This is a genomic window from Burkholderia territorii, from assembly GCF_902833055.1.
Taxonomy (GTDB): domain Bacteria; phylum Pseudomonadota; class Gammaproteobacteria; order Burkholderiales; family Burkholderiaceae; genus Burkholderia; species Burkholderia territorii.
Map to the genome: position 1 here is coordinate 45,429 of NZ_CADFEJ010000008.1, position 18,682 is coordinate 64,110.

Annotated in this window: 18 protein-coding genes; 7 read left to right on the plus strand and 11 right to left on the minus strand. The window is 67.1% G+C overall.

Annotation, left to right across the window (positions count from 1 at the left end):
* Positions 1-4: 4 nt before the first annotated feature.
* The 4 genes from HW466_RS16455 to HW466_RS16470 form a co-directional block, all read right to left on the minus strand.
* Positions 5-1,579: a DHA2 family efflux MFS transporter permease subunit gene (locus HW466_RS16455; RefSeq protein WP_059448796.1), complete on the minus strand. Its 1,575-nt coding sequence runs from the start codon at positions 1,577-1,579 to the stop codon at positions 5-7.
* Positions 1,580-1,592: 13 nt separating this feature from the next.
* The gene (locus tag HW466_RS16460) at positions 1,593-2,684 is read right to left on the minus strand and encodes an HlyD family secretion protein (protein WP_060320198.1); all 1,092 of its coding nucleotides are present in this window, start codon (positions 2,682-2,684) and stop codon (positions 1,593-1,595) included.
* A 98-nt stretch (positions 2,685-2,782) separates the two neighbouring features.
* The gene (locus tag HW466_RS16465) at positions 2,783-3,214 is read right to left on the minus strand and encodes a MarR family winged helix-turn-helix transcriptional regulator (protein ID WP_059511647.1); all 432 of its coding nucleotides are present in this window, start codon (positions 3,212-3,214) and stop codon (positions 2,783-2,785) included.
* Positions 3,215-3,321: 107 nt separating this feature from the next.
* Entirely contained in the window at positions 3,322-4,242 is a 921-nt protein-coding gene (locus HW466_RS16470) for a LysR family transcriptional regulator (protein WP_059503716.1), read from the minus strand.
* Between the two features lie 109 nt (positions 4,243-4,351).
* On the opposite strand from HW466_RS16470, the gene HW466_RS16475 reads away from it, so the two are divergent.
* The 3 genes from HW466_RS16475 (at position 4,352) to HW466_RS16485 (ending at position 6,537) form a co-directional block, all read left to right on the plus strand.
* Positions 4,352-4,780, plus strand: coding sequence for a MarR family winged helix-turn-helix transcriptional regulator (locus tag HW466_RS16475; protein ID WP_059448792.1), 429 nt, complete (start codon positions 4,352-4,354; stop codon positions 4,778-4,780).
* Between the two features lie 67 nt (positions 4,781-4,847).
* A complete protein-coding gene (locus HW466_RS16480) occupies positions 4,848-6,095 on the plus strand; it encodes an aconitase X (protein ID WP_059942155.1) in 1,248 nt (415 codons plus the stop codon).
* The gene (locus HW466_RS16485) at positions 6,088-6,537 is read left to right on the plus strand and encodes an aconitase X swivel domain-containing protein (protein WP_059448790.1); all 450 of its coding nucleotides are present in this window, start codon (positions 6,088-6,090) and stop codon (positions 6,535-6,537) included. The genes HW466_RS16480 and HW466_RS16485 overlap by 8 nt, the downstream gene beginning before the upstream one ends.
* A 244-nt stretch (positions 6,538-6,781) precedes the next feature.
* Here HW466_RS16485 and HW466_RS16490 read toward each other — a convergent pair whose 3' ends face one another.
* Positions 6,782-7,867, minus strand: coding sequence for an AraC family transcriptional regulator (locus HW466_RS16490; RefSeq protein WP_174905663.1), 1,086 nt, complete (start codon positions 7,865-7,867; stop codon positions 6,782-6,784).
* Positions 7,868-7,943: 76 nt separating this feature from the next.
* Between HW466_RS16490 and HW466_RS16495 the strand changes: the two genes are divergently transcribed.
* Positions 7,944-9,977 carry an NADPH-dependent 2,4-dienoyl-CoA reductase gene (locus tag HW466_RS16495; protein WP_059848001.1) on the plus strand — a complete coding sequence of 678 codons (2,034 nt, stop codon included), beginning with the start codon at positions 7,944-7,946 and terminating at the stop codon, positions 9,975-9,977.
* Positions 9,978-10,173: 196 nt separating this feature from the next.
* On the opposite strand, the gene HW466_RS16500 is transcribed toward HW466_RS16495, so the two are convergent.
* A complete protein-coding gene (locus tag HW466_RS16500; protein WP_059448787.1) occupies positions 10,174-10,578 on the minus strand; it encodes a DUF2471 family protein in 405 nt (134 codons plus the stop codon).
* A 186-nt stretch (positions 10,579-10,764) separates the two neighbouring features.
* Positions 10,765-11,658 carry a LysR family transcriptional regulator gene (locus HW466_RS16505; RefSeq protein WP_059770440.1) on the minus strand — a complete coding sequence of 298 codons (894 nt, stop codon included), beginning with the start codon at positions 11,656-11,658 and terminating at the stop codon, positions 10,765-10,767.
* A gap of 86 nt (positions 11,659-11,744) precedes the next feature.
* Here HW466_RS16505 and HW466_RS16510 point away from each other — a divergent pair, with 86 nt between their 5' ends.
* On the plus strand, positions 11,745-12,530 hold the full coding sequence (locus HW466_RS16510; RefSeq protein ID WP_151005079.1) for an NAD(P)H-dependent oxidoreductase: 786 nt from the start codon (positions 11,745-11,747) through the stop codon (positions 12,528-12,530).
* 138 nt (positions 12,531-12,668) lie between these two features.
* Here HW466_RS16510 and catC read toward each other — a convergent pair whose 3' ends face one another.
* Genes catC through HW466_RS16525 form a run of 3 tightly spaced genes read right to left on the minus strand, consistent with a single transcriptional unit; the run spans position 12,669 to position 15,081 of the window.
* On the minus strand, positions 12,669-12,959 hold the full coding sequence (catC, locus tag HW466_RS16515; protein WP_059448784.1) for a muconolactone Delta-isomerase: 291 nt from the start codon (positions 12,957-12,959) through the stop codon (positions 12,669-12,671).
* A 49-nt stretch (positions 12,960-13,008) separates the two neighbouring features.
* Positions 13,009-13,911 (minus strand): catechol 1,2-dioxygenase, encoded by a 903-nt coding sequence (gene catA / locus HW466_RS16520; protein WP_059448783.1) that lies wholly within the window; start codon positions 13,909-13,911, stop codon positions 13,009-13,011.
* 36 nt (positions 13,912-13,947) lie between these two features.
* Positions 13,948-15,081, minus strand: a complete 1,134-nt coding sequence (locus tag HW466_RS16525; RefSeq protein ID WP_151005081.1) for a muconate/chloromuconate family cycloisomerase — start codon at positions 15,079-15,081, stop codon at positions 13,948-13,950.
* Positions 15,082-15,172: 91 nt separating this feature from the next.
* Between HW466_RS16525 and HW466_RS16530 the strand changes: the two genes are divergently transcribed.
* Positions 15,173-16,063 (plus strand): LysR family transcriptional regulator, encoded by an 891-nt coding sequence (locus HW466_RS16530; RefSeq protein ID WP_059793282.1) that lies wholly within the window; start codon positions 15,173-15,175, stop codon positions 16,061-16,063.
* Positions 16,064-16,240: 177 nt separating this feature from the next.
* Here the strand turns inward: HW466_RS16530 and andR are convergent, their stop codons facing one another.
* The gene (andR, locus tag HW466_RS16535; protein ID WP_151005083.1) at positions 16,241-17,197 is read right to left on the minus strand and encodes an anthranilate 1,2-dioxygenase regulatory protein AndR; all 957 of its coding nucleotides are present in this window, start codon (positions 17,195-17,197) and stop codon (positions 16,241-16,243) included.
* A gap of 212 nt (positions 17,198-17,409) precedes the next feature.
* On the opposite strand from andR, the gene andAc reads away from it, so the two are divergent.
* Positions 17,410-18,681 carry an anthranilate 1,2-dioxygenase large subunit AndAc gene (andAc, locus tag HW466_RS16540; RefSeq protein ID WP_059448779.1) on the plus strand — a complete coding sequence of 424 codons (1,272 nt, stop codon included), beginning with the start codon at positions 17,410-17,412 and terminating at the stop codon, positions 18,679-18,681.
* The last annotated feature ends 1 nt before the right edge of the window (position 18,682 follow it).

Below are 18,682 nucleotides of genomic sequence, written 5' to 3' on the forward strand. Positions count from 1 at the left end.
GGCGTCAGTGCGCGTCCGGCGGCGGCGCGTTCAGGGTGATGGGACGGGAAAACGCGACGGCGACCAGCGCGACCACGAAGCACAGCGACAGCGCGTAGTACGCATCCGCGTAGGTGAGCGTCAGCGCTTCGCGATAGATCAGGCGATGCAGGTTCGCGAGGCCGGCCTGCGCGGTATCCAGCGTGTTGCCGGCTACCGCGCTCCAGTACGCGGCCTGCCGGTCGAGCAGCGACGCGACCTGCGGTTCGCCGGCGCTCACGTGCTCGTTCAGACGCAGGTAGTGGAAGTTCAGCCGGTCGTTGAGCATCGTCGCGCTCACCGCGATGCCGATCGCGCCGCCGAGGTTGCGCATCAGGTTGAACAGGCCGCTCGCCGATTTCAGCCGCGACTGCGGCAGCGAGCCCAGTGCCATCGTGACGATCGGCGGCACGCTGAACTGCTGGCCGATGCCGCGCAGCGCCTGCGGCAGCAGCAGTTCGCGCCAGCCCCAGTCGTGCGTGATCGGCGTGTACAGGTAGCAGCCGAGGCCGAAGCAGACGAGCCCGAACACGAGCAACGCGCGCATGCTGACGTAGCGCGCGGCGAACGCATACGCGCAGAGCGCGAGCAGCTGGAACGCGCCGACCGACAGCAGCGCGATGCCGATCTGCAGCGAGCTGAACGCACGCACCTGCGCGAGGAACAGCGGTGTCAGGAACACCGTCACGAAGATCCCGATGCCCGTCACGAACGACAGCAGGCTGCCGATCCCGAAGTTGCGCACGGCGAGCGCGCGCAGGTCGACGATCGGGTCCTTCGCGGTCAGCGCATGCACGATGAACAGGAAGCCGCAGATGCCGGAGATCCATGCGCAGATGACGATCGCATCGTCGCTGAACCAGTTCTTGCGCGGGCCTTCCTCCAGCACGTATTCGAGGCAGCCGAGGAAGCCCGACATCAGCGCGATGCCGAGATAGTCGCCGCGTTTGACGAGGCTCAGGTCCGGTTCGTCGATGTGAACGTAGCGCGGCACCAGCGCGGCTACCACGATGCCCGGCACCAGGTTCAGGTAGAACAACCAGTGCCACGACCATTGATCGGTGATCCAGCCGCCGATCACCGGCCCGATCGCCGGCGCGAGCGACGCGAGCGCGCCGATCGTCGTCGACGCGATCAGCCGCTGCTTGCCCGGAAACAGCACGAATGCGGTCGTGAACACGGTCGGGATCATCGCGGCGCCGAGCGCGCCCTGCAGGCCGCGGAACAGGATCATCGAATTGATGTCCCACGCGAGCCCGCACAGCATGCTGGTGATCGTGAAGCCGACGGCCGATGCGACGAACAGCCAGCGCGTCGACATCACCTTCGACAACCAGCCCGACATCGGGATCACGATGATCTCGGCAATCAGGTAGGCCGTCTGCACCCACGACAGCTCGTCCTGGCTCGCGGACAGGCCGCCGCCGATGTCGCGCAGCGACGACGCGACGATCTGGATGTCGAGCGTCGCCATGAAGAAGCCGACGCACATCAGCGCGAACGCGAAGACGCGCTGCTTTGTCGGTTGCGACGCGGGGTCGCCGGAAAACGCGGTGGTCATCGCAGGCTCCCGTTCAGTTCGCGTGGTCGGTGTGCACGGTCACGACCGCGGACAGCCCCGGGCGCAGCACCTGTTCGATGCCCGGCTGCGGATCGAGATGCACGCGCACCGGCACGCGCTGGACGATCTTCGTGAAGTTGCCGGTCGCGTTCTCGGGCGGCAGCACGCTGAAGGTGGCTCCGGTCGCGGGCGCCAGGCTGTCGACGCGGCCGTGCAGGCGCACGTTCGACGCGTCGAGCGCGACGTCGACGCGATCGCCCGCGCGCATCTTGCGCAGCTGGTCTTCCTTGAAGTTCGCGTCGATCCACAGCCCGGACACGGGCACGACCGTCAGCAGCGGCACGCCCACGTTCGCGAGCATCCCGACGCGGCCCGTGCGGTTGCCGACATAACCGTCGACCGGCGAGCGAATCGTCGTGTACTCGACGTTGAGCGCCGCGACGCGTTGCGCGGCGAGCGCCGTGTTCACGCGGGCCCGTGCATCCGCGAGCTGTGCGCCGAGCACGTCGAGCTGCCGCTTCGATGCGAGCAGCGCGGCGTCGCTGCGTGCGACGGCCGCATCGGCCTTCGAATAATCGGCGTCCGCGCGTTCGACGATCTGATTCGACACCGCATCGGATTTCACGAGCTCGCGGTAGCGCACGCGGTCGGACGACGCACGCGTGAGCTCCGCCGACGACGCGTTCCTGTCCGCGGCATGCTGGCCGATCACCGCGTATTGAAGTTGCTGCTTCGCTTCGAGCTCGGCCACAGCGGCGCGCGCGCTGTCGACTTCGGCGCTCGCCTGCGCGAGCTTCGCATCGTAGTCGCGCGCATCGAGCCGCACGAGCACGTCGCCGGCCTTCACGCGCTGGTTGTCGGTCACGAGAATCCTGTCGACGAAGCCGCTCACCTTCGGCGCGAGCACCGTGACGTCACCGCCGACGTACGCATCGTCGGTGCTTTCCTGGAAGCGCAGCACGAACAGCCAGTCGAGCGCCGCGGCCGCGACCACGACGACGACGGCGCCCACCGCGATCCGCATCCACGGCACGCGGCGTCGCTGCGCCGCTGGCCGGTCTGTGGTGGCTGCCTCACGCGAGGCAGCGGTTTGGGTCGTTTCCATCGAATCACCTATGTATATGCACTTATTGAAACGACCGACGACGCGTCGCCGATCGGGGAAAGGCACGTTTGCGAACCCGTCGTCGACGGGAAGGGCGCCTAGCGTTCCGGAAGGTTGTGGGTAATCCGGAACAATTCGTCTCTGAGGCGGGCGGCCTGCGCCGACCCGAACCGCTGCTCGAACGCTTCCTGCGCGGCGAGCCAGTGCACTTGCGCGTCGGCGATCTTCGTTTCGCCGAGCGCGGTCAGCGCGAACGTCTGGCGGCGGCAACGCGGCTCGATCCGGCCCGCGACCAGCGCCGCGCCGACCAGCGGCTTGAGCGCGCGCAACAACGCGGTGCGCTCGATCACCAGCACCGCCGACAGCGTCGCCATCGTCTGGCCCGGGCGCTCCCGGAGCAGCGCGAGAATGCTGTACTGCGACGGCGTGACGCCCGCGCGCGACAGGTAGCGCTCGTAGAACTGCGAGATTCGCCGGGCGGCTTGCCGGACCGCGAAGCAATCGTCATCGGTAAGCGTCGTCTTGTGCATGTGCACATGTTAGGCGGCGGAGCGGCCTGAAGCGAGGGGCAGGACGGGATCAGATTGGTGCCGTGGCTGTACCAATCGACGATGGAACGGCGCGCTTTCGCGCCGGATCACGCAGCGGCCGGAACAATTCCGCCTTCGCGGTCGGCGTACGCGGCCGTGTAGTCGATGAACGCCTTGACCTTCGCCGGCATCAGCGCGCGGTTCGCGTAAGCGAGCTTGATCTCCACGAACGCGTCGACGAGGTCGGCGCCGTCGAGCAACTGCACGAGCGCGCCCGACGCGAGCTCGGCTTCGACGAGCGTTCTCGGCACGACACCGATGCCGAAGTCGTGCATCACCATTTCGCGGTTGAAGACGGGGCTGTTCGACGAGATGTCGAAGGTCAACGGCACGGTCAGTGTGTCGCCGTCGACGCGGAACGACAGCGCGGGCCGGCGCAGCGACGGCGACATCGGCACGAACGCATGACCGGCGAGGTCGGCCGGCGTGTCGGGCCGCGGATGCGCGCGCAAATACGCTGGCGTCGCGACGATCACCACCGGAATGCGCTCGATCAGGCGCACGACGGTCGTCTCGTTCGTCAGCATGTACGGCACGATGATGCCGATGTCGTAGCCTTCGCCGACGAGGTCGACCGGGCGCTCGGTCAGCGTGACGTCGAGGCGCACCTTCGGATACGCGGCCTTGAATCCGGCGATCAGCGGCACCAGCCGGTTCAGCGCGGCCGTCGTGTGCGCGACGAGGCGCAGCAGCCCTTCGGGCTCGCGCGTGTGCGACTGCGCCTGCGCCTCCAGCGAGTCGAGTTCGTCGAGCACCGCCGCGCAACGCTCGTAGATGCGCTCGGCGGTTTCGGTCAGCGAGACCTGGCGCGTGGTCCGGTGCAGCAGGCGACTGCCGAAGCGCGCCTCCAGATCCGCGACCGCCCGCGACACGACCGGCCGCGCGAGGCCGTGCATGTCGGCGGCGCGCGTGAAGCTGCGCATTTCCACCACCGACCGGAAGATCCGCAGCTTGTCGATGTAGTCCATGTCCGTCTCCTCGAGGCGATGGCGGGGCGCGGATGCACGCGGCCGACCCGGCCATGTTACGGCGGAGTGTACATTGACTTTATGCATATGCACATATAAATTGCCGTTCATGAACGATATCCAGATCTCCCAGGCCTGCAATTGCCTCGCGCTGCGTCAGGCGGCGCGTTTCGTCACGCAACTTTACGAGCGGCATCTGGCCCCGGCGGGCGTCACGCCCGCGCAGTTCTCGATCATGGCGAACCTGTCGCGTCGGCCGGGCCTGCTGATGAGCGAGCTCGCCGACACGCTGGTGATGGATCGCACGACGCTGTTGCGCGCGCTGAAGCCGCTGCAGCGCGACGGGTTCGTCGCCGCGACCGCGTCCGAGCATGACGCGCGCGCCCATGCGCTTAGCCTGACGAAGCTCGGCGAGCGCACCTACGCGCAGGCGAAAGTCGCGTGGCAGGCCGCGCAGGACGAGTTCGAGACGCAGTTCGGCCGCGAGCGCGCGAAGGCGCTGCGCGACGAGCTGTTCAGCGTCACGGCGCAGCGCTAGGCGCAACGCGCGGTAGTATGACAAAAGCGATCCGGATCCGCCGGACGAGACACGAGGAGCACCCTCCATGCTGCAGTTGAGCGAGCGCGACGACGCGATGTTGCGCGGCGCATTCGGCGATGGCGTCGCGCGCGCGATGCGGATCGTCGCGCGCACGGCCGACGTCATGTCGGCGCCGCATTTGATCGACATCACGTCCGCGCATATCGATGGCTGTCTTTACCACGGCCGGACCAGCCTCGACTTTGTCGAATATTTCGTCGACACCGGCGCGCGGGTCGCCGTGCCGACCACGCTGAACGTCGGGTCGCTCGACCTGATCCATCCCGAGCTGTATCACGGCGACCGCACCATCCAGCGCGACGCGCAACGTCTGATGGATGCGCACCTGCAGCTCGGCTGCGAGTCGAGCTTCACATGCGCGCCGTATCAGCTGAAGAATCGTCCGCGCGTGGGCGAGCAGATCGCGTGGGCCGAATCCAATGCGATCGTGTTCGCCAATTCGGTGCTCGGCGCGCGCACGAGCCGCTACGGCGACTTTCTCGATCTGGCCGCCGCGATCACCGGACGCGCGCCGTATGCGGGGCTGCACGTCGAATCGAATCGTGCGGCGCGGATCGTGTTCAACGCGCCGGACTTCGGCGGCCGGCCGTCGCGCGACATCTATTTCGCGGCGCTCGGGTTGCTGATCGGCCGGATCGCGGGCGCGACCGTGCCGGCAATCGTCGGACTGCCGGCGGACACCACCGAGGACGAGCTCAAGGCGCTCGGCGCAGCCGCCGCCTCGAGCGGGGCCGTCGCGCTGTTCCATGCCGTCGGCGTCACGCCCGAGGCGCCGACGCTCGACGCCGCGTTGCACGGGCAGGCGGCGCAGCGCACGGTCGACGTCTCGATGGCGGATCTCGACGAGATCCGCCGCACGTTGAACCACGGCGCGGCCGGCGATGCGCTCGTCGCGGTCGCGCTCGGCACGCCGCATTTCTCGCTGGCCGAATTCCGCACGCTCGAAGCGCTGCTCGACCAGTTCGACGGCAAGCCGAAGTGCGATTTCTACGTGAACACGAGCCGCTTCATCCTGTGGGAGCTGGGCGAGCTCGGGCTTGCCAGCAAGTTCGATGCGCGCGGCATCCAGATCGTCGTCGACACGTGCACGTACATCACGCCGGTGATGAAACAGCTGTCGGGGCTGGTGATGACGAACTCGGGGAAGTGGGCATCGTATGCGCCCGCGAATATCGGCGTCACCGTGGCGTACGGCAGCATGCGCGAATGCGTGCGTTCCGCGTTCGAAGGAAAGGTGCGATTCGATGACTGAAGCAATGGCGAGAAAGCTGACGGGCGACACGCTCGTGCCGGGCAGCGCATGTGCGCAGACGATCGTGCTCGACAAGCCGCTCAGCTTCTGGGGCGGCTACGATTCGGGCGCGGGGCGGATCGTCGATCGCGGGCATCCGCAGGCGGGCGCGAGCCTGGCCGGCCGGATCATGGTGATGCCGCATGCGAAGGGCTCGAGCTCGAGCAGCAGCGTGCTCGCGGAAGCCGTGCGTAACGGCACGGGGCCGGTCGGGATCGTGCTGAAGGAGCGCGACCTGATCATCTCGATCGGTGCGATCGTCGCGGCCGAGCTGTATGCGATCGCGGTGCCGGTGGTGTGCGTGACCGATCAGGTGTACGACGCGATCGTCGCCGCGACGGGTGACGTGCGGATCGACGCAGGCGAGGGCGACGGCGGCGCGTGGATCGATGTCGGCGGCTAACGTGTCGTGTGCTCGCCGCGTTGGACGATGCGAAGATGCGGTACGTCTTCGTTCGCGAGCGACAGCGCGCTCCGGCGACATGCATGTCGCGCTTGCCGCCGGGTTATCCGGGCCGCCGGATTTCGGGCCACGGAATTTGACCGAATGCCGAAGGCCGGATCTTGCCCGGTACGAAGCGGCCGACCGTGGTTCCGTCGAATGATGAAACACCACCCGGGCCCGTCGTGTCGTCCGCCTTTTCCGGTCATTCGTGCATCGTATCGCCGCCTGCCGCTTCCCGATAAGCGCTCGGCGTCTGCCCGGCCCAGCGCCGGAACGCGCGCGTGAAATTGGCCGGGTCGGTGAACTGCAGCCGCTCGGCGATCGTCTTCAGGTCGAGGTCCGATGCCGACAACAACTGCTTCGCATCGCGAAACCGCGCTTCGTCGAGCAGTTGCCGGTAGCTCGACCCGGCTTCCTCGAGCCGGCGCCGCAACGTGCGCGTCGACACGAGCAGCGCGTCGGCGAGTGCCTCCGGAGTCGAGTAGTTGCCGGCCGTTCGCGCCAGTTCCGCGCGCACGCGCTCGACGAGATCGCCTTCATCCTGACGCACCTGCGCATACTCGCGCTCGACCTGCACGAGCGCTTGCCGATGCGCGACTTCGTCGGCGAGCGGCAGCGGCCAGTCGAGCACGTCGCGCGCGATCCACAGCGCGTTCGCCGCGCAGCCGAATTCCACCGGCGGCAACTGGTCGCGATAACGCGCGAAGTAATCCGGCTCCGGCCACGCGAAGCGCAGCGCGATTGGCGGCGACGCGCGCCCGGACCACTGCGAGATGTTCTGCGCAAGCCCCGTCAGCACGAACTCGAACATCACGTGATGCTGCAGCACCGGGCTCGCCTGCACGCCGTGCAGTTCGAGCGTCGCGCCGCGTTCGTCCTCCGCGTAGGTCAGTCGATACTGGCGGTTGCGCATCCGGAAGTAGCGCTGCGTGACGACCAGTGCTTCGCGGATGTCCCGCGCGGTCAGCGTCGCATAACCGAGGAAGCCGTGCACGGTCGGCTTCAGCAGCAGCCCGAACGCGAGCCCGATGCCCGGATCGCCGCCGATCTCGATCGCATTGAGCACGAGCCGCCCCCATTGCGACGGCGCGACGCGCGCGTCCGGCTCGGCCAGCACGGCATCGCGCAGCCCGGTGCCCGCGCGCACGGCGGCCGGATCGATGCCGCGTGCGGCCAGCGCCTGCAGCAGCAGGCGCGTATAGGCGACCGGAATCGTCGGCCGGCGTAGCCCGAGGTGGTCCTTGCGTGACGGGGAAGTCATGTCGATTTGGCCGGAAATGACAAGCATTATGGCTGTTTGCCCCCTCACGTTCAAGGTGGCGCGCGGCCTACGATGACGCTCATCGCTAACCGGCAGAATCATCATGACGACCTCCTTTCCCCACCTGCTCGCGCCGCTCGATCTCGGCTTCACCACGCTGAAGAATCGGGTGCTGATGGGCTCGATGCACACGGGCCTCGAGGACAGCCGCAAGACGCTGCCGCGGCTCGCCGAGTATTTCGCCGAGCGCGCGCGCGGCGGCGTCGGCCTGATCGTGACCGGCGGCTTCGCGCCGAACGTGGCCGGCTGGACCAAGCCGTTCGGCGGCACGCTGATGACGTCGGCCGGCGCGCGGCGCCATCGCGTGATCACCGACGCCGTGCATGCCGACGACGGCAAGATCGCGCTGCAGATCCTGCATACCGGCCGTTACGGCTACCACCCGTTCGCGGTCGCGCCGTCGAAGATCAAGTCGCCGATCTCGCCGTTCGCGCCGCACGAGCTCAGCGCGCGCGGCGTCGAGCGGCAGATCCGCGCATTCGTCCGCTGCGCGCAACTCGCGCGCGAGGCCGGCTACGACGGCGTCGAGATCATGGGCTCCGAGGGCTACCTCATCAACCAGTTCATCTCGATGCATACGAACAAGCGCGGCGACCAGTGGGGCGGTTCGTACGAAAACCGGATCCGCCTGCCGATCGAGATCGTCGAGCGCACGCGCGAGGCGGTCGGGCGCGACTTCATCCTGATCTACCGGCTGTCGATGCTCGACCTGATTCCCGACGGCAGCGACTGGAGCGAGACCGTGCAGCTCGCGAAGGCCGTCGAACGCGCGGGCGCGACCATCATCAATACCGGGATCGGCTGGCACGAGGCGCGCGTGCCGACGATTGCGACGTCGGTGCCGCGCGGCGCGTTCGCGTGGGTGACGAAGAAGATGAAGGGCGAGGTCGGCATCCCGCTCGTGACGACCAACCGGATCAACCGGCCCGAGGTGGCCGAGCAGATTCTCGCGGACGGCTGCGCGGACATGGTGTCGATGGCGCGCCCGCTGCTCGCGGATGCCGAGTTCGTCGTCAAGGCCGCGCAGGGCCGGGCAGACGAGATCAATACCTGCATCGGCTGCAATCAGGCATGTCTCGACCACGCGTTCAAGAACAAGATCGCGTCATGCCTGCTGAACCCGCGCGCGTGTCACGAGACCGAGCTGACCTATGTGCGCGTGCAGCAGCCGAAGCGCATCGCGGTGGTCGGCGCGGGGCCGGCCGGGCTCGCGTGCTCGACCGTGCTCGCGCAGCGCGGCCACCACGTCGACTTGTTCGACGCGGCGGCGGAGATCGGCGGCCAGTTCAACATGGCGAAGCGGATTCCGGGCAAGGAGGAGTTCCACGAAGCGCTGCGTTATTTCGGCCGGCAGGTCGAGCTGACCGGCGTGAACCTGCACCTGAACCGCCGCGTCGATGCGAGCGAGCTGATCGCGGGCGGCTACGACGAGATCGTGCTGGCGACCGGCGTGGCGCCGCGCGACCCGAAGATTCCCGGCCAGGACGGGCCGAACGTGCTCAGCTACATCGACGTGCTGGCCGGCGGGCAGCCGGTTGGACGGCGTGTCGCGGTGGTCGGCGCAGGTGGCATCGGCTTCGACGTCGCCGAATATCTGGTGCAGGGCGGCGAGTCGCCCACGCTCGATCTGGAGGAGTGGAAAGCCGAGTGGGGCGTGACCGATCCGGCCGCGACGCGCGGCGGCGTGACGCGCGCGCAGGTCACCGCGCCCGCCCGCGAAGTGACGCTGCTGCAGCGCAAGGCCGCGCCGCTCGGCAAGGGGCTCGGCAAGACGACCGGCTGGATTCACCGCGCGACGCTGAAGATGAAGCAGGTGAAGATGATCGGCGGCGTGAATTACGAACAGATCGATGCGCGCGGGCTGCACGTGTCGTACGGCGAGCAGCGCACCGATCACGAGCTGATCGAAGTCGACACGATCGTGCTGTGCACCGGGCAGGAGCCGCAGCGCGCGCTGCTGGCACCGTTGCAGGCAGCCGGCCGCTCGGTGCATCTGATCGGCGGCGCGGAACTGGCGGCCGAGCTCGATGCGAAGCGTGCGATCGATCAGGGCTCGCGGCTCGCGGCGCGGCTGTAACGAGCGTCGTTCCGCGTGGCGAAGGCGGCGTGCATCGCGCGGCGGTGGTCTGCCCGCGCGACGGCTCGCGACTTCCCGCCTGATGATTCGCGCGACATGCCGGCGCATGCGGACGACCGGGAAGGAATGCACCGCGTCGGGATGCAACATGGCGACGCGACCCCGGCAGGACGCCATGCGCCACCGGCGGCGTACGTCAGGCCGCCTCGGCCCGTTCTTCCTCTTCCGCTTCCAGCATCGCCTTGACGATCAGATAGACGGCCGGCAGGTCGTCGTCGTCGCGACGCCAGTCGACCGGCTCTTCGACATCCGCCGCGACGAGCCGGCTGTCGCGCAGGCGGATGAACGCGTCGACGACCCTCGGATCGTTGCGGCTCAGGAAGCCGGCATTGGAGAACGCGAGTTCCTCGACGTTCAGCAATGCCTGCCAGGACATCGTGCGGGCGGCGGCCGGATGGGTGCGGCGGCGCAGGCCGAGCGCGCGTTGGGCGGGGCCGCCCACGACACGCTGCAGATCGATGACCGCCCGCTGCGCGGCACGCTCGAAGTGGACGGGGTTGAAGCCGGGTTGCTCGGGATCGAATGCGGATGACTGGAACATGGTCGCCTCACAAAAGTCCGTCCGTCATGGATGACGGAATTCGGGTCAAATGGTGCAAAAGCACTGTAAATATATACAGTGTCCGAGGCGGTTTCAAGTCCTGAATGCATGTGTGCCCGGCGGCACCGCATCGCGCGCGGCGGCGACGGTGGCCGGCGCGCGCGTCGCACGGCATTCGCGAACGGCTTACACCGACGCCGCGATCGTCTCCCGTAGCCACCGATGCGCCGGATCGCGGTGCACGCGCTCGTGCCACAGCATCGACATTTCATAGCCGGGCACATGGACGGGCGCTTCCACCACGCGCAACGCGGGCGAACCGCGCACCAGACGCTCGGGCAACATCGCGACGAGATCCGTGCTGGCGACGGCCGACATCACGAACAGGAAATGCGGAACCGACAGCACGACGCGTCGTACGGCGCCCGCTTTCGCGAGTGCCTCGTCCGTTACGCCGACGAAGCCGCCGCCGTCGGGCGACACGATCACGTGTTCCAGCGCGCCGAACTGTGCGAGCGTGGGGCGCCGCTTGAGCTTCGGATGACCGGCGCGGCCGACGAGCACGTAGCGCTCGACGAACAGCGGCAGGCGCCGCATCCCTTCCGGCGAACCTTCCGTCGTGTGGAAGGCCAGGTCGATACCGTTGCGCTCCGCATCGTGTTCGATGCGCGGCGGCACGAGCTCGACCACGGCAAGGCGCGTCGCCGGGGCGGCCGCGCGCAGCGTGTTCAACGCGGGCATCACGATCGTCGATTCACCATAGTCGGTCGCGGCCACGCGCCACGTATTCGTCGCGGTCGCCGGATCGAACGGCGTGGCCGTCAGCACCGCGCGTTCGAGCACGTCGAGTGCGTCCCGCAGCGGCTCGCGCAGCGTTTCCGCGCGTGCGGTCGGCCGCATGCCGCGCGGCCCCGGCAGCAACAGCGGATCGCCGAACAGATCGCGCAGTTTCTGCAACTGCACGCTGACCGACGGCTGCGACATGTTGAGTTTTTCGGCTGCCCGCGTGACGTTGTGCTCGGCGAGCAGCACGTCGAGCGTGACCAGCAGGTTCAGATCCAGTCGTCTGAGATTATTCACGGCTATACCTGAAATATTGGAAATTCATTTCCAATATACCTGCGGCGACGGCATCCTGCAGTCATTCAATCGACGGAGTGCCGAACATGAATGTGTTGATCGTCTATGCCCATCCGGAACCGCGTTCGCTGAACGGCGCGCTGCGCGACTTTGCCGTCGAGCATCTCGAAGCGGCGGGGCACCGCGTGCAGGTGACGGATTTGTACGCGATGAACTGGAAGGCCGCGTTCGATGCGAACGACGTGACCGATCGCAGGCCGGGCGAGCGTTTCGATCCATCGCTCGATTCGAAGCACGCGTTCGAGGCGGGCACGCAAAGCGAAGACATCGCGCGCGAGCAGGAGAAACTGAAGTGGGCCGACGCGGTGATCCTGCAGTTTCCGTTGTGGTGGTTTTCGATGCCGGCGATCATGAAAGGGTGGGTCGAGCGCGTGTATGCGTATGGTTTTGCATACGGCGTCGGCGAACATTCCGATCTGCACTGGGGCGACCGTTACGGCGAAGGTTCGCTGGCGGGCAAGCGCGCGATGATCGTCGTCACGGCGGGCGGCTGGGAATCGCATTACAGCGCACGCGGCATCAACGGGCCGATCGACGACGTGCTGTTTCCGATTCAGCACGGGATCCTCTATTACCCGGGATTCGACGTGCTGCCGCCGTTCGTGATCTACCGGACGCACCGGATGGACGACGCGCGCTTCGAGGCAACGTGTGCGGCGCTCGGCAAGCGTCTCGACGAACTGTGGACCACGAAGCCGATTCCGTTCCGCCGGCAGAACGCGGGCGATTACGACATTCCGGCGCTGACGCTGAAGGCGGATATCGCGCCGGGGACGGCGGGGTTCGCGGCGCATCTGGCGCACGAGCGGTGATCGCCGCTGGGTCGTCGTAATGCGGAGCGATACCAGGCCTGACCGCTGCAAAACGATACGGGCGATCGGCGAGAACATCGCCGGCCGCCCGCGTCGTGCTCTTCGCGGCCGTCAGACAATGCCGCGCTTCGCGTTCACTTACCGATCATCCTCCCGCACCGAAGACGGATGCCGGCACAGCGCCCGCACCTCCATCTCCATATACGGAAACAGCGGCAACTGACTCAACACGTCATGCAGTTGTTGCACGCTTTCCACGTCGAAAATACTGACGTTCGCATACTGACCCGCGATCCGCCACAGATGCCGCCAGACTCCTTCGTTCATCAGCCGCTGGCACATCGCCTTTTCTTCGGCCTTCAGCGTGGCCGCCTTGACCGGATCCATGTCCGCCGGCAGGCGGACGGTCATTTCCACATGAAACAGCATCCTGCACTCCTTGCGTTGTCGATTCGTCGAACGAGACGGGGACGGCCGCTCAGGCCTGTGCACGCGCCCGCTGGACTTCGCTCGCCGGCACGTCCTGCTTGTCCTTGAGCAGCGAGAAATCGAAGTCGATCAGCGCGAACTGCCCGTCGACGCCATACGGCTTGCCTTCCGCGCCCTCGGCCTGCTTGATCTTCGGGATCAGCCCTTCGCGGGTCGCGAATGCGAAGTCGTCCCAGATGTGCGGATCGCCTTCGATGTTGATCTGCGTCGTCAGCTTACGATATCCGTCCGCCGAAACGAAGAAGTGGATATGCGCCGGGCGATGGCCGTGGCGGCCGAGCTGGTCGAGCAGTTGCTCGGTCTTGCTGCCCGGCGGCACGCTGTAGCCGACCGGCAGCACGCTGCGGAAACTGTAGCGGCCCTCGGCATCGGTGCGGATCGAGCGGCGCAGGTTGAACGCCGGCTGCGATTGATCGAAGTACGAATAGTTGCCCAGATGATTGGCGTGCCATACCTCGACGAGCGCGTTCGCGATCGGCGTGCCGTCCGGGCCGAGCACGCGGCCGCGCATGACCAGCGTCTGGCCCGGATCGGTGCCGTCGTCGAGGCGCGCATGGCCGACCGATTCCGGCGCGCCCGCGACATACAGCGGCCCTTCGATCGTGCGCGGCGTGCCGCCGTGGAAGCCGGCCTTTTCCTCGGCCTCGTCCATCCGCACGTCGAGGAAGCGCTCGAGGCCGAGGCCCGCGGCGATCAGCCCGAATTCACGGCCGGCTTCGTTCAGGTAGTTGAGCGCGGTCCAGAATTCGCTCGGCTGCACGTCGAAGTCCTCGATCGTGTAGCAGATGTCCCTCACGATCCGGTTAACGATCGCGCGCACGCGCGGGTTGCCGGGCTTTTCCGCGGCATCGTCGAAGGTTTTCAGCAGGGCGTCGATGGCTTGCTTGTTCATCTGTGTCTCCGGTTTCGGTTGTCGTGTCATGCGGGATCAGCGGGCGTTGCGTCGCATCCGTTCGATGCGCGCCCAGTCGAAGGTGATGCCGAGGCCGGGCGTCGCCGGCAGGTGCAGCTTGAAATCCTGGTAACGCAGCGGCTCGACGAGGATTTCCTCGGTGAGCAGCAGCGGGCCGAACAGCTCGGTGCCCCATTTCAGCGAACCGAACGTGCTGAACAGTTGCGCGGACGCCATCGTGCCGGCCGCGCCTTCGAGCATCGTGCCGCCGTACAGGTCGATGCCGGCGGCCGACGCGATTGATGCGACGCTCGCCGCACCGAGCAGGCCGCCCGATTGCGCGATCTTCACGGCGAACACGTCGGCCGCGCGCTCCTGGGCGAGCGCGAATGCATCGACGGGGCCGTGCAGCGCTTCGTCGGCCATGATCGGAATGTGCGCGAGCTGCGTGAGCCGCTTCAAGCCTGCACGGTTGGTCGCGGCAATCGGCTGTTCGACGAGGCTCACGCCGGCCTCCGCGAGCCGAGCGCCGGCACGGATCGCGTCGGTTTCGGTCCACGCCTGGTTCACGTCGACGCGCACGTCGCCGCGCTCGCCGAGCGCGCGCTTGATCGCGATGACATGCGCGACGTCGTCGTCGACCGCGTTCGAACCGATCTTCAGCTTGAATGCGCGATGGCGGCGCGCGTCGAGCATCGCCTCGGCTTCCGCGATGTCGCGCTGCGTGTCGCCGCTCGCGAGCGTCCACGCGACATCGACCGCATCGACGGTGCGGCCGCCGAACAGCTCGGACAGCGGCACGCCGAGGCGGCGCGCCTGCGCGTCGAACAGCGCGGTCTCGATCGCGCACTTGGCGAACCGGTTGCCCTGGAACAGCTTGCGCGCCCGCGCCATCGCGGCGCCCGGGCGCGTCGCGTCCATGCCCTGCAGCAGCGGCGCGAAGTAGGTGTCGATGTTGACCTTGATGCTCTCGGGGCTCTCCTCGCCATACGCGAGACCGCCGATCGTGGTCGCCTCGCCGACGCCTTCGATACCGTCCGTGCATCGAACGCGAACCAGCACGAGGGTCTGGCAATTCATCGTGGCGACCGACAGTTTGTGGGGCCTGATCGTCGGCACGTCGACGAGCAGCGTCTCGATGCATTCGATGGTGGCGGCAGTTGCTATCATGCGATTCCTCCTGTTGGTGCACATGGTAGGAATTTCCGCCCGGCGTCGTCCAACACTCTTTCCGACTACTTCCATACCTTCGAGGCATGAAATGGAATTGCGCCAGCTCAGGTACTTCATGGCCGTCGCCGAGGAGATGAACATCACGCGGGCGGCCGAGCGGCTGCACATGACGCAGCCGCCGCTGAGCCGCCAGCTCCAGGCAATCGAGGAGGAGGTCGGGTTGCCGCTGTTCGAGCGTGGTGCGCGCCCGCTGAAACTGACCGACGCGGGCCGCGTGTTCTATGCGCAGGCGAAGCGCGTGGTCGAGCAGGCCGACGAGCTCGGGCCGCTGACGCGCCGGCTCGCGCAGTTGTCGGAGCGGATCGTGATCGGCTTCGTGCCGTCGACGCTCTACGGCGCGCTGCCGGACGTGATCCGCGCGTTTCGCGACGCGCATCCGGGCGTCGAGCTGTCGCTGATCGAAATGTTCACGCTCGAGCAGCTGGGCGCACTGAAGGGCGGGCGGATCGACGTCGGGTTCGGCCGCCTGCGCTTCGACGACGACCAGCTCGTGCGCGAGGCGCTGATCGAGGAAAAGCTGATCGCGGCGCTGCCGCTCGGGCATCCGCTCGCCGACCCGGAGCGGCCGCTGACGCTCGCGGACATCGCGAACGAGACGCTGATCGTCTATCCGAGCACGCCGCGGCCGAGCTTCGCGGACCAGCAACTGTCCGCGTTGCGCGACGGCGCGCTGGTGCCGGCCGCCGTGCACGAGGTGCGCGAACTGCAGACGGCGCTCGGGCTCGTCGCCGCGCAGGTGGGCGTGTCGCTGGTGCCGGAAAGCGTGGAAGCCGTGCGCGTGAAGGGCGTGGTCTATCGGCGGCTGCCGGAGCCCACGGCGACGTCGCCGATCATCATGAGCCGCCGGCGGCACGGCGAAAGCGCCGCGACGACCGCGTTCTGCGCGATCGCGCGCGAGATGATCGTGCCGGCGGCCTAGGGACGGTCGTTTTCGTATCGATTGCAACTAACGGTCGGGTCCGGCATGCCCGATCGAATGCGGAACGGGTGTCGCGATGCAGATGTCATCCGCCGCTGGTGCGGACGGAGGAGGGCAAGAAAGGAAGCCGAACCGGCCGGTAATCCGCCACGCGGCAAGCCAGCACCGGCGTACCGCCTACCGCTTCCCGTCGAGCGTCTCCGATGGCGATTCGCCGAACTTCTCCCGATATGCGATCGCGAACCGCCCGAGGTGCGTGAATCCGCAATCGAGCGCGATATCGGCGATACGCCGTTCGGACACCGACGCGCGCAGCAACTCCCGTGCATGCTCGAGCCGCGTCGCGCGCAGGTATTGCATCGGACTCATCCCGCGAAACTGCAGGAAGGCATCGCGCAGCGTCCGCTCCGGCACGTTGGCAGCCTGGACGATATCGGCGAGTTGCAGCGGTTGCGCGTAGTGCGCGTGCACGAACTCCTGCGCGCGCCGCACGAAGCCCGGCACGGGTTCTTGCCGCGCGCTCGGCACCGATGGCGGGTGGCCTTCGATCAGCAAATCGATCAGCAGATGCTCGAGCTGCGATGCAACGCGCGGGTTCGCGTTCGCCCGTTCGAGCAGTTCCGGCGAGCGGGCGACGAGCATCAGCTGCTGGCGCCACGCGGCCAGCGCGGCGTCGCTGATGTGCAGCACGGGATCGAGCATCGCGCGCGGGTCGCCGGTCAGCGAACCGACGGTCGCGGCATCGATGCGCAGCACGAACTGCTCGCAATCGGCGGACAGCACCGCGTCGAAGCGCTCGCCGGGCGCGCACAGCACGCCGGTCTGCCCGTCGACGCCGAGCCGGCGCCCCATCGCGTGCACTTCCGCCTGCCCGGACAGGCAGAACATCAGCAGGTAATAACCGTCGACGGCATCGACCTGCACGCGCATCGCGTCGCCGAACGCGATGGTGCCGATGCCGAGCCCGCCGAGCCGCACGAAATCCATATGGGACGCGCCCCGCACGCGGCCGCTCGGCAGCAGCGCGTGCGGCTGCATCACACGCGAGATCCGCTCGCGCGTCTCGTCGAGATCGCGGGATTCGAACAGCCTGTGCGCACGCAGCGCGAGCGGCTCGAACGACGTTGGGGACATGGGCATCGGCCTTGGTATGAACAACGGGCGCTTCGATCCGACGATTGGGTCGCGATCGTGCGCGGGTCGCGTGTGTCGCCATGCTAGCGCAGAAATCCGCCGAAAGTGGATATTGCACCGCCGCAATCGCACTTTCCGGATAGACGCCGAATATTAGCTTTTCAAAAATCGGCTCCATGCAATCAACGAAACGGAACCAGAAGGAGTCCGACATGGAGCAGACAGAATCGCCCGTCGTATTCGCCGCGCGCGACGACGCGTCCGATGTGCGCTTTCCGCACGACGACGGCTCGCGCGTGCCGTACAAGGTGTTCAGCTCGCGCGCCGTCTACGATCGCGAGCAGGAACGCATCTTCCGCGGGCCGACGTGGAACTTCGTCGCGCTGGAAGCGGAAATCCCGAACGCCGGCGACTTCAAGAGCACGTTCGTCGGCGACACGCCGGTCGTCGTCACGCGCACCGAGGACGGCACGCTGTCCGCATGGGTGAACCGCTGCGCGCACCGCGGCGCGCAGGTGTGCCGCAAGTCGCGCGGCAACGCGAGCTCGCACACGTGCGTGTACCACCAGTGGAGCTTCGACAACCAGGGCAACCTGCTCGGCGTGCCGTTCCGGCGCGGCCAGAAGGGCATGACGGGGATGCCCGCCGACTTCGACCCGAAGCAGCACGGGCTGCGCAAGCTGCGCGTCGACAGCTATCGCGGGCTCGTGTTCGCGACCTTCAGCGATGACGTGGCACCGCTGCCCGACTATCTCGGCGAGCAGATGCGTCCGTGGATCGACCGGATCTTCCACAAGCCGATCGAGTATCTCGGCTGCACGCGCCAGTATTCGAAGTCGAACTGGAAGCTGTACATGGAGAACGTGAAGGATCCGTATCACGCGAGCATGCTGCACCTGTTCCATACGACCTTCAACATCTTCCGCGTCGGGATGAAGGCGCGCTCGATTCCGGATGCGAACCACGGGCTGCACAGCATCATCACGGTGACGAAGACGGGCGACGACACGTCGGCCGCGTACAAGCAGCAGAACATCCGCTCGTTCGACGAGGGCTTTCATCTGGAAGACGAATCGATCCTCGATCTCGTGTCGGAATACGACGAGGATTGCACGAACCATATCCAGCCGATCTTCCCGCAGCTCGTGATCCAGCAGATCCACAACACGCTGGTCGCGCGCCAGATCCTGCCGAAAGGTCCGGACAACTTCGAGCTGATCTTCCACTTCTTCGGTTACGCGGACGACACGCCCGAGCTGCGCGCGCTGCGCATCAAGCAGGCGAACCTGGTCGGGCCGGCCGGCTACATCTCGATGGAAGACACCGAGGCGACCGAACTGGTGCAACGCGGCACGGTGCGCGACGCCGACGCGACGTCGGTGATCGAGATGTCGCGCGGCAACCCGGACCAGCAGGACACGGTGATCACCGAAAGCCTGATCCGCAAGTTCTGGGTCGGGTACCAGAAGCTGATGGGCTATTGAA

What these genes read in the sequence shown, in the direction of transcription:
- HW466_RS16455 (WP_059448796.1), bottom strand. Translation starts at nt 1,579, where the DNA reads ATGACCACCGCGTTTTCCGGCGACCCCGCGTCGCAACCGACAAAGCAG.
- HW466_RS16460 (WP_060320198.1), bottom strand. Translation starts at nt 2,684, where the DNA reads ATGGAAACGACCCAAACCGCTGCCTCGCGTGAGGCAGCCACCACAGAC.
- HW466_RS16465 (WP_059511647.1), bottom strand. Translation starts at nt 3,214, where the DNA reads ATGCACAAGACGACGCTTACCGATGACGATTGCTTCGCGGTCCGGCAA.
- HW466_RS16470 (WP_059503716.1), bottom strand. Translation starts at nt 4,242, where the DNA reads ATGGACTACATCGACAAGCTGCGGATCTTCCGGTCGGTGGTGGAAATG.
- HW466_RS16475 (WP_059448792.1), top strand. Translation starts at nt 4,352, where the DNA reads ATGAACGATATCCAGATCTCCCAGGCCTGCAATTGCCTCGCGCTGCGT.
- HW466_RS16480 (WP_059942155.1), top strand. Translation starts at nt 4,848, where the DNA reads ATGCTGCAGTTGAGCGAGCGCGACGACGCGATGTTGCGCGGCGCATTC.
- HW466_RS16485 (WP_059448790.1), top strand. Translation starts at nt 6,088, where the DNA reads ATGACTGAAGCAATGGCGAGAAAGCTGACGGGCGACACGCTCGTGCCG.
- HW466_RS16490 (WP_174905663.1), bottom strand. Translation starts at nt 7,867, where the DNA reads ATGCTTGTCATTTCCGGCCAAATCGACATGACTTCCCCGTCACGCAAG.
- HW466_RS16495 (WP_059848001.1), top strand. Translation starts at nt 7,944, where the DNA reads ATGACGACCTCCTTTCCCCACCTGCTCGCGCCGCTCGATCTCGGCTTC.
- HW466_RS16500 (WP_059448787.1), bottom strand. Translation starts at nt 10,578, where the DNA reads ATGTTCCAGTCATCCGCATTCGATCCCGAGCAACCCGGCTTCAACCCC.
- HW466_RS16510 (WP_151005079.1), top strand. Translation starts at nt 11,745, where the DNA reads ATGAATGTGTTGATCGTCTATGCCCATCCGGAACCGCGTTCGCTGAAC.
- catC (WP_059448784.1), bottom strand. Translation starts at nt 12,959, where the DNA reads ATGCTGTTTCATGTGGAAATGACCGTCCGCCTGCCGGCGGACATGGAT.
- catA (WP_059448783.1), bottom strand. Translation starts at nt 13,911, where the DNA reads ATGAACAAGCAAGCCATCGACGCCCTGCTGAAAACCTTCGACGATGCC.
- HW466_RS16525 (WP_151005081.1), bottom strand. Translation starts at nt 15,081, where the DNA reads ATGATAGCAACTGCCGCCACCATCGAATGCATCGAGACGCTGCTCGTC.
- HW466_RS16530 (WP_059793282.1), top strand. Translation starts at nt 15,173, where the DNA reads ATGGAATTGCGCCAGCTCAGGTACTTCATGGCCGTCGCCGAGGAGATG.
- andR (WP_151005083.1), bottom strand. Translation starts at nt 17,197, where the DNA reads ATGTCCCCAACGTCGTTCGAGCCGCTCGCGCTGCGTGCGCACAGGCTG.
- andAc (WP_059448779.1), top strand. Translation starts at nt 17,410, where the DNA reads ATGGAGCAGACAGAATCGCCCGTCGTATTCGCCGCGCGCGACGACGCG.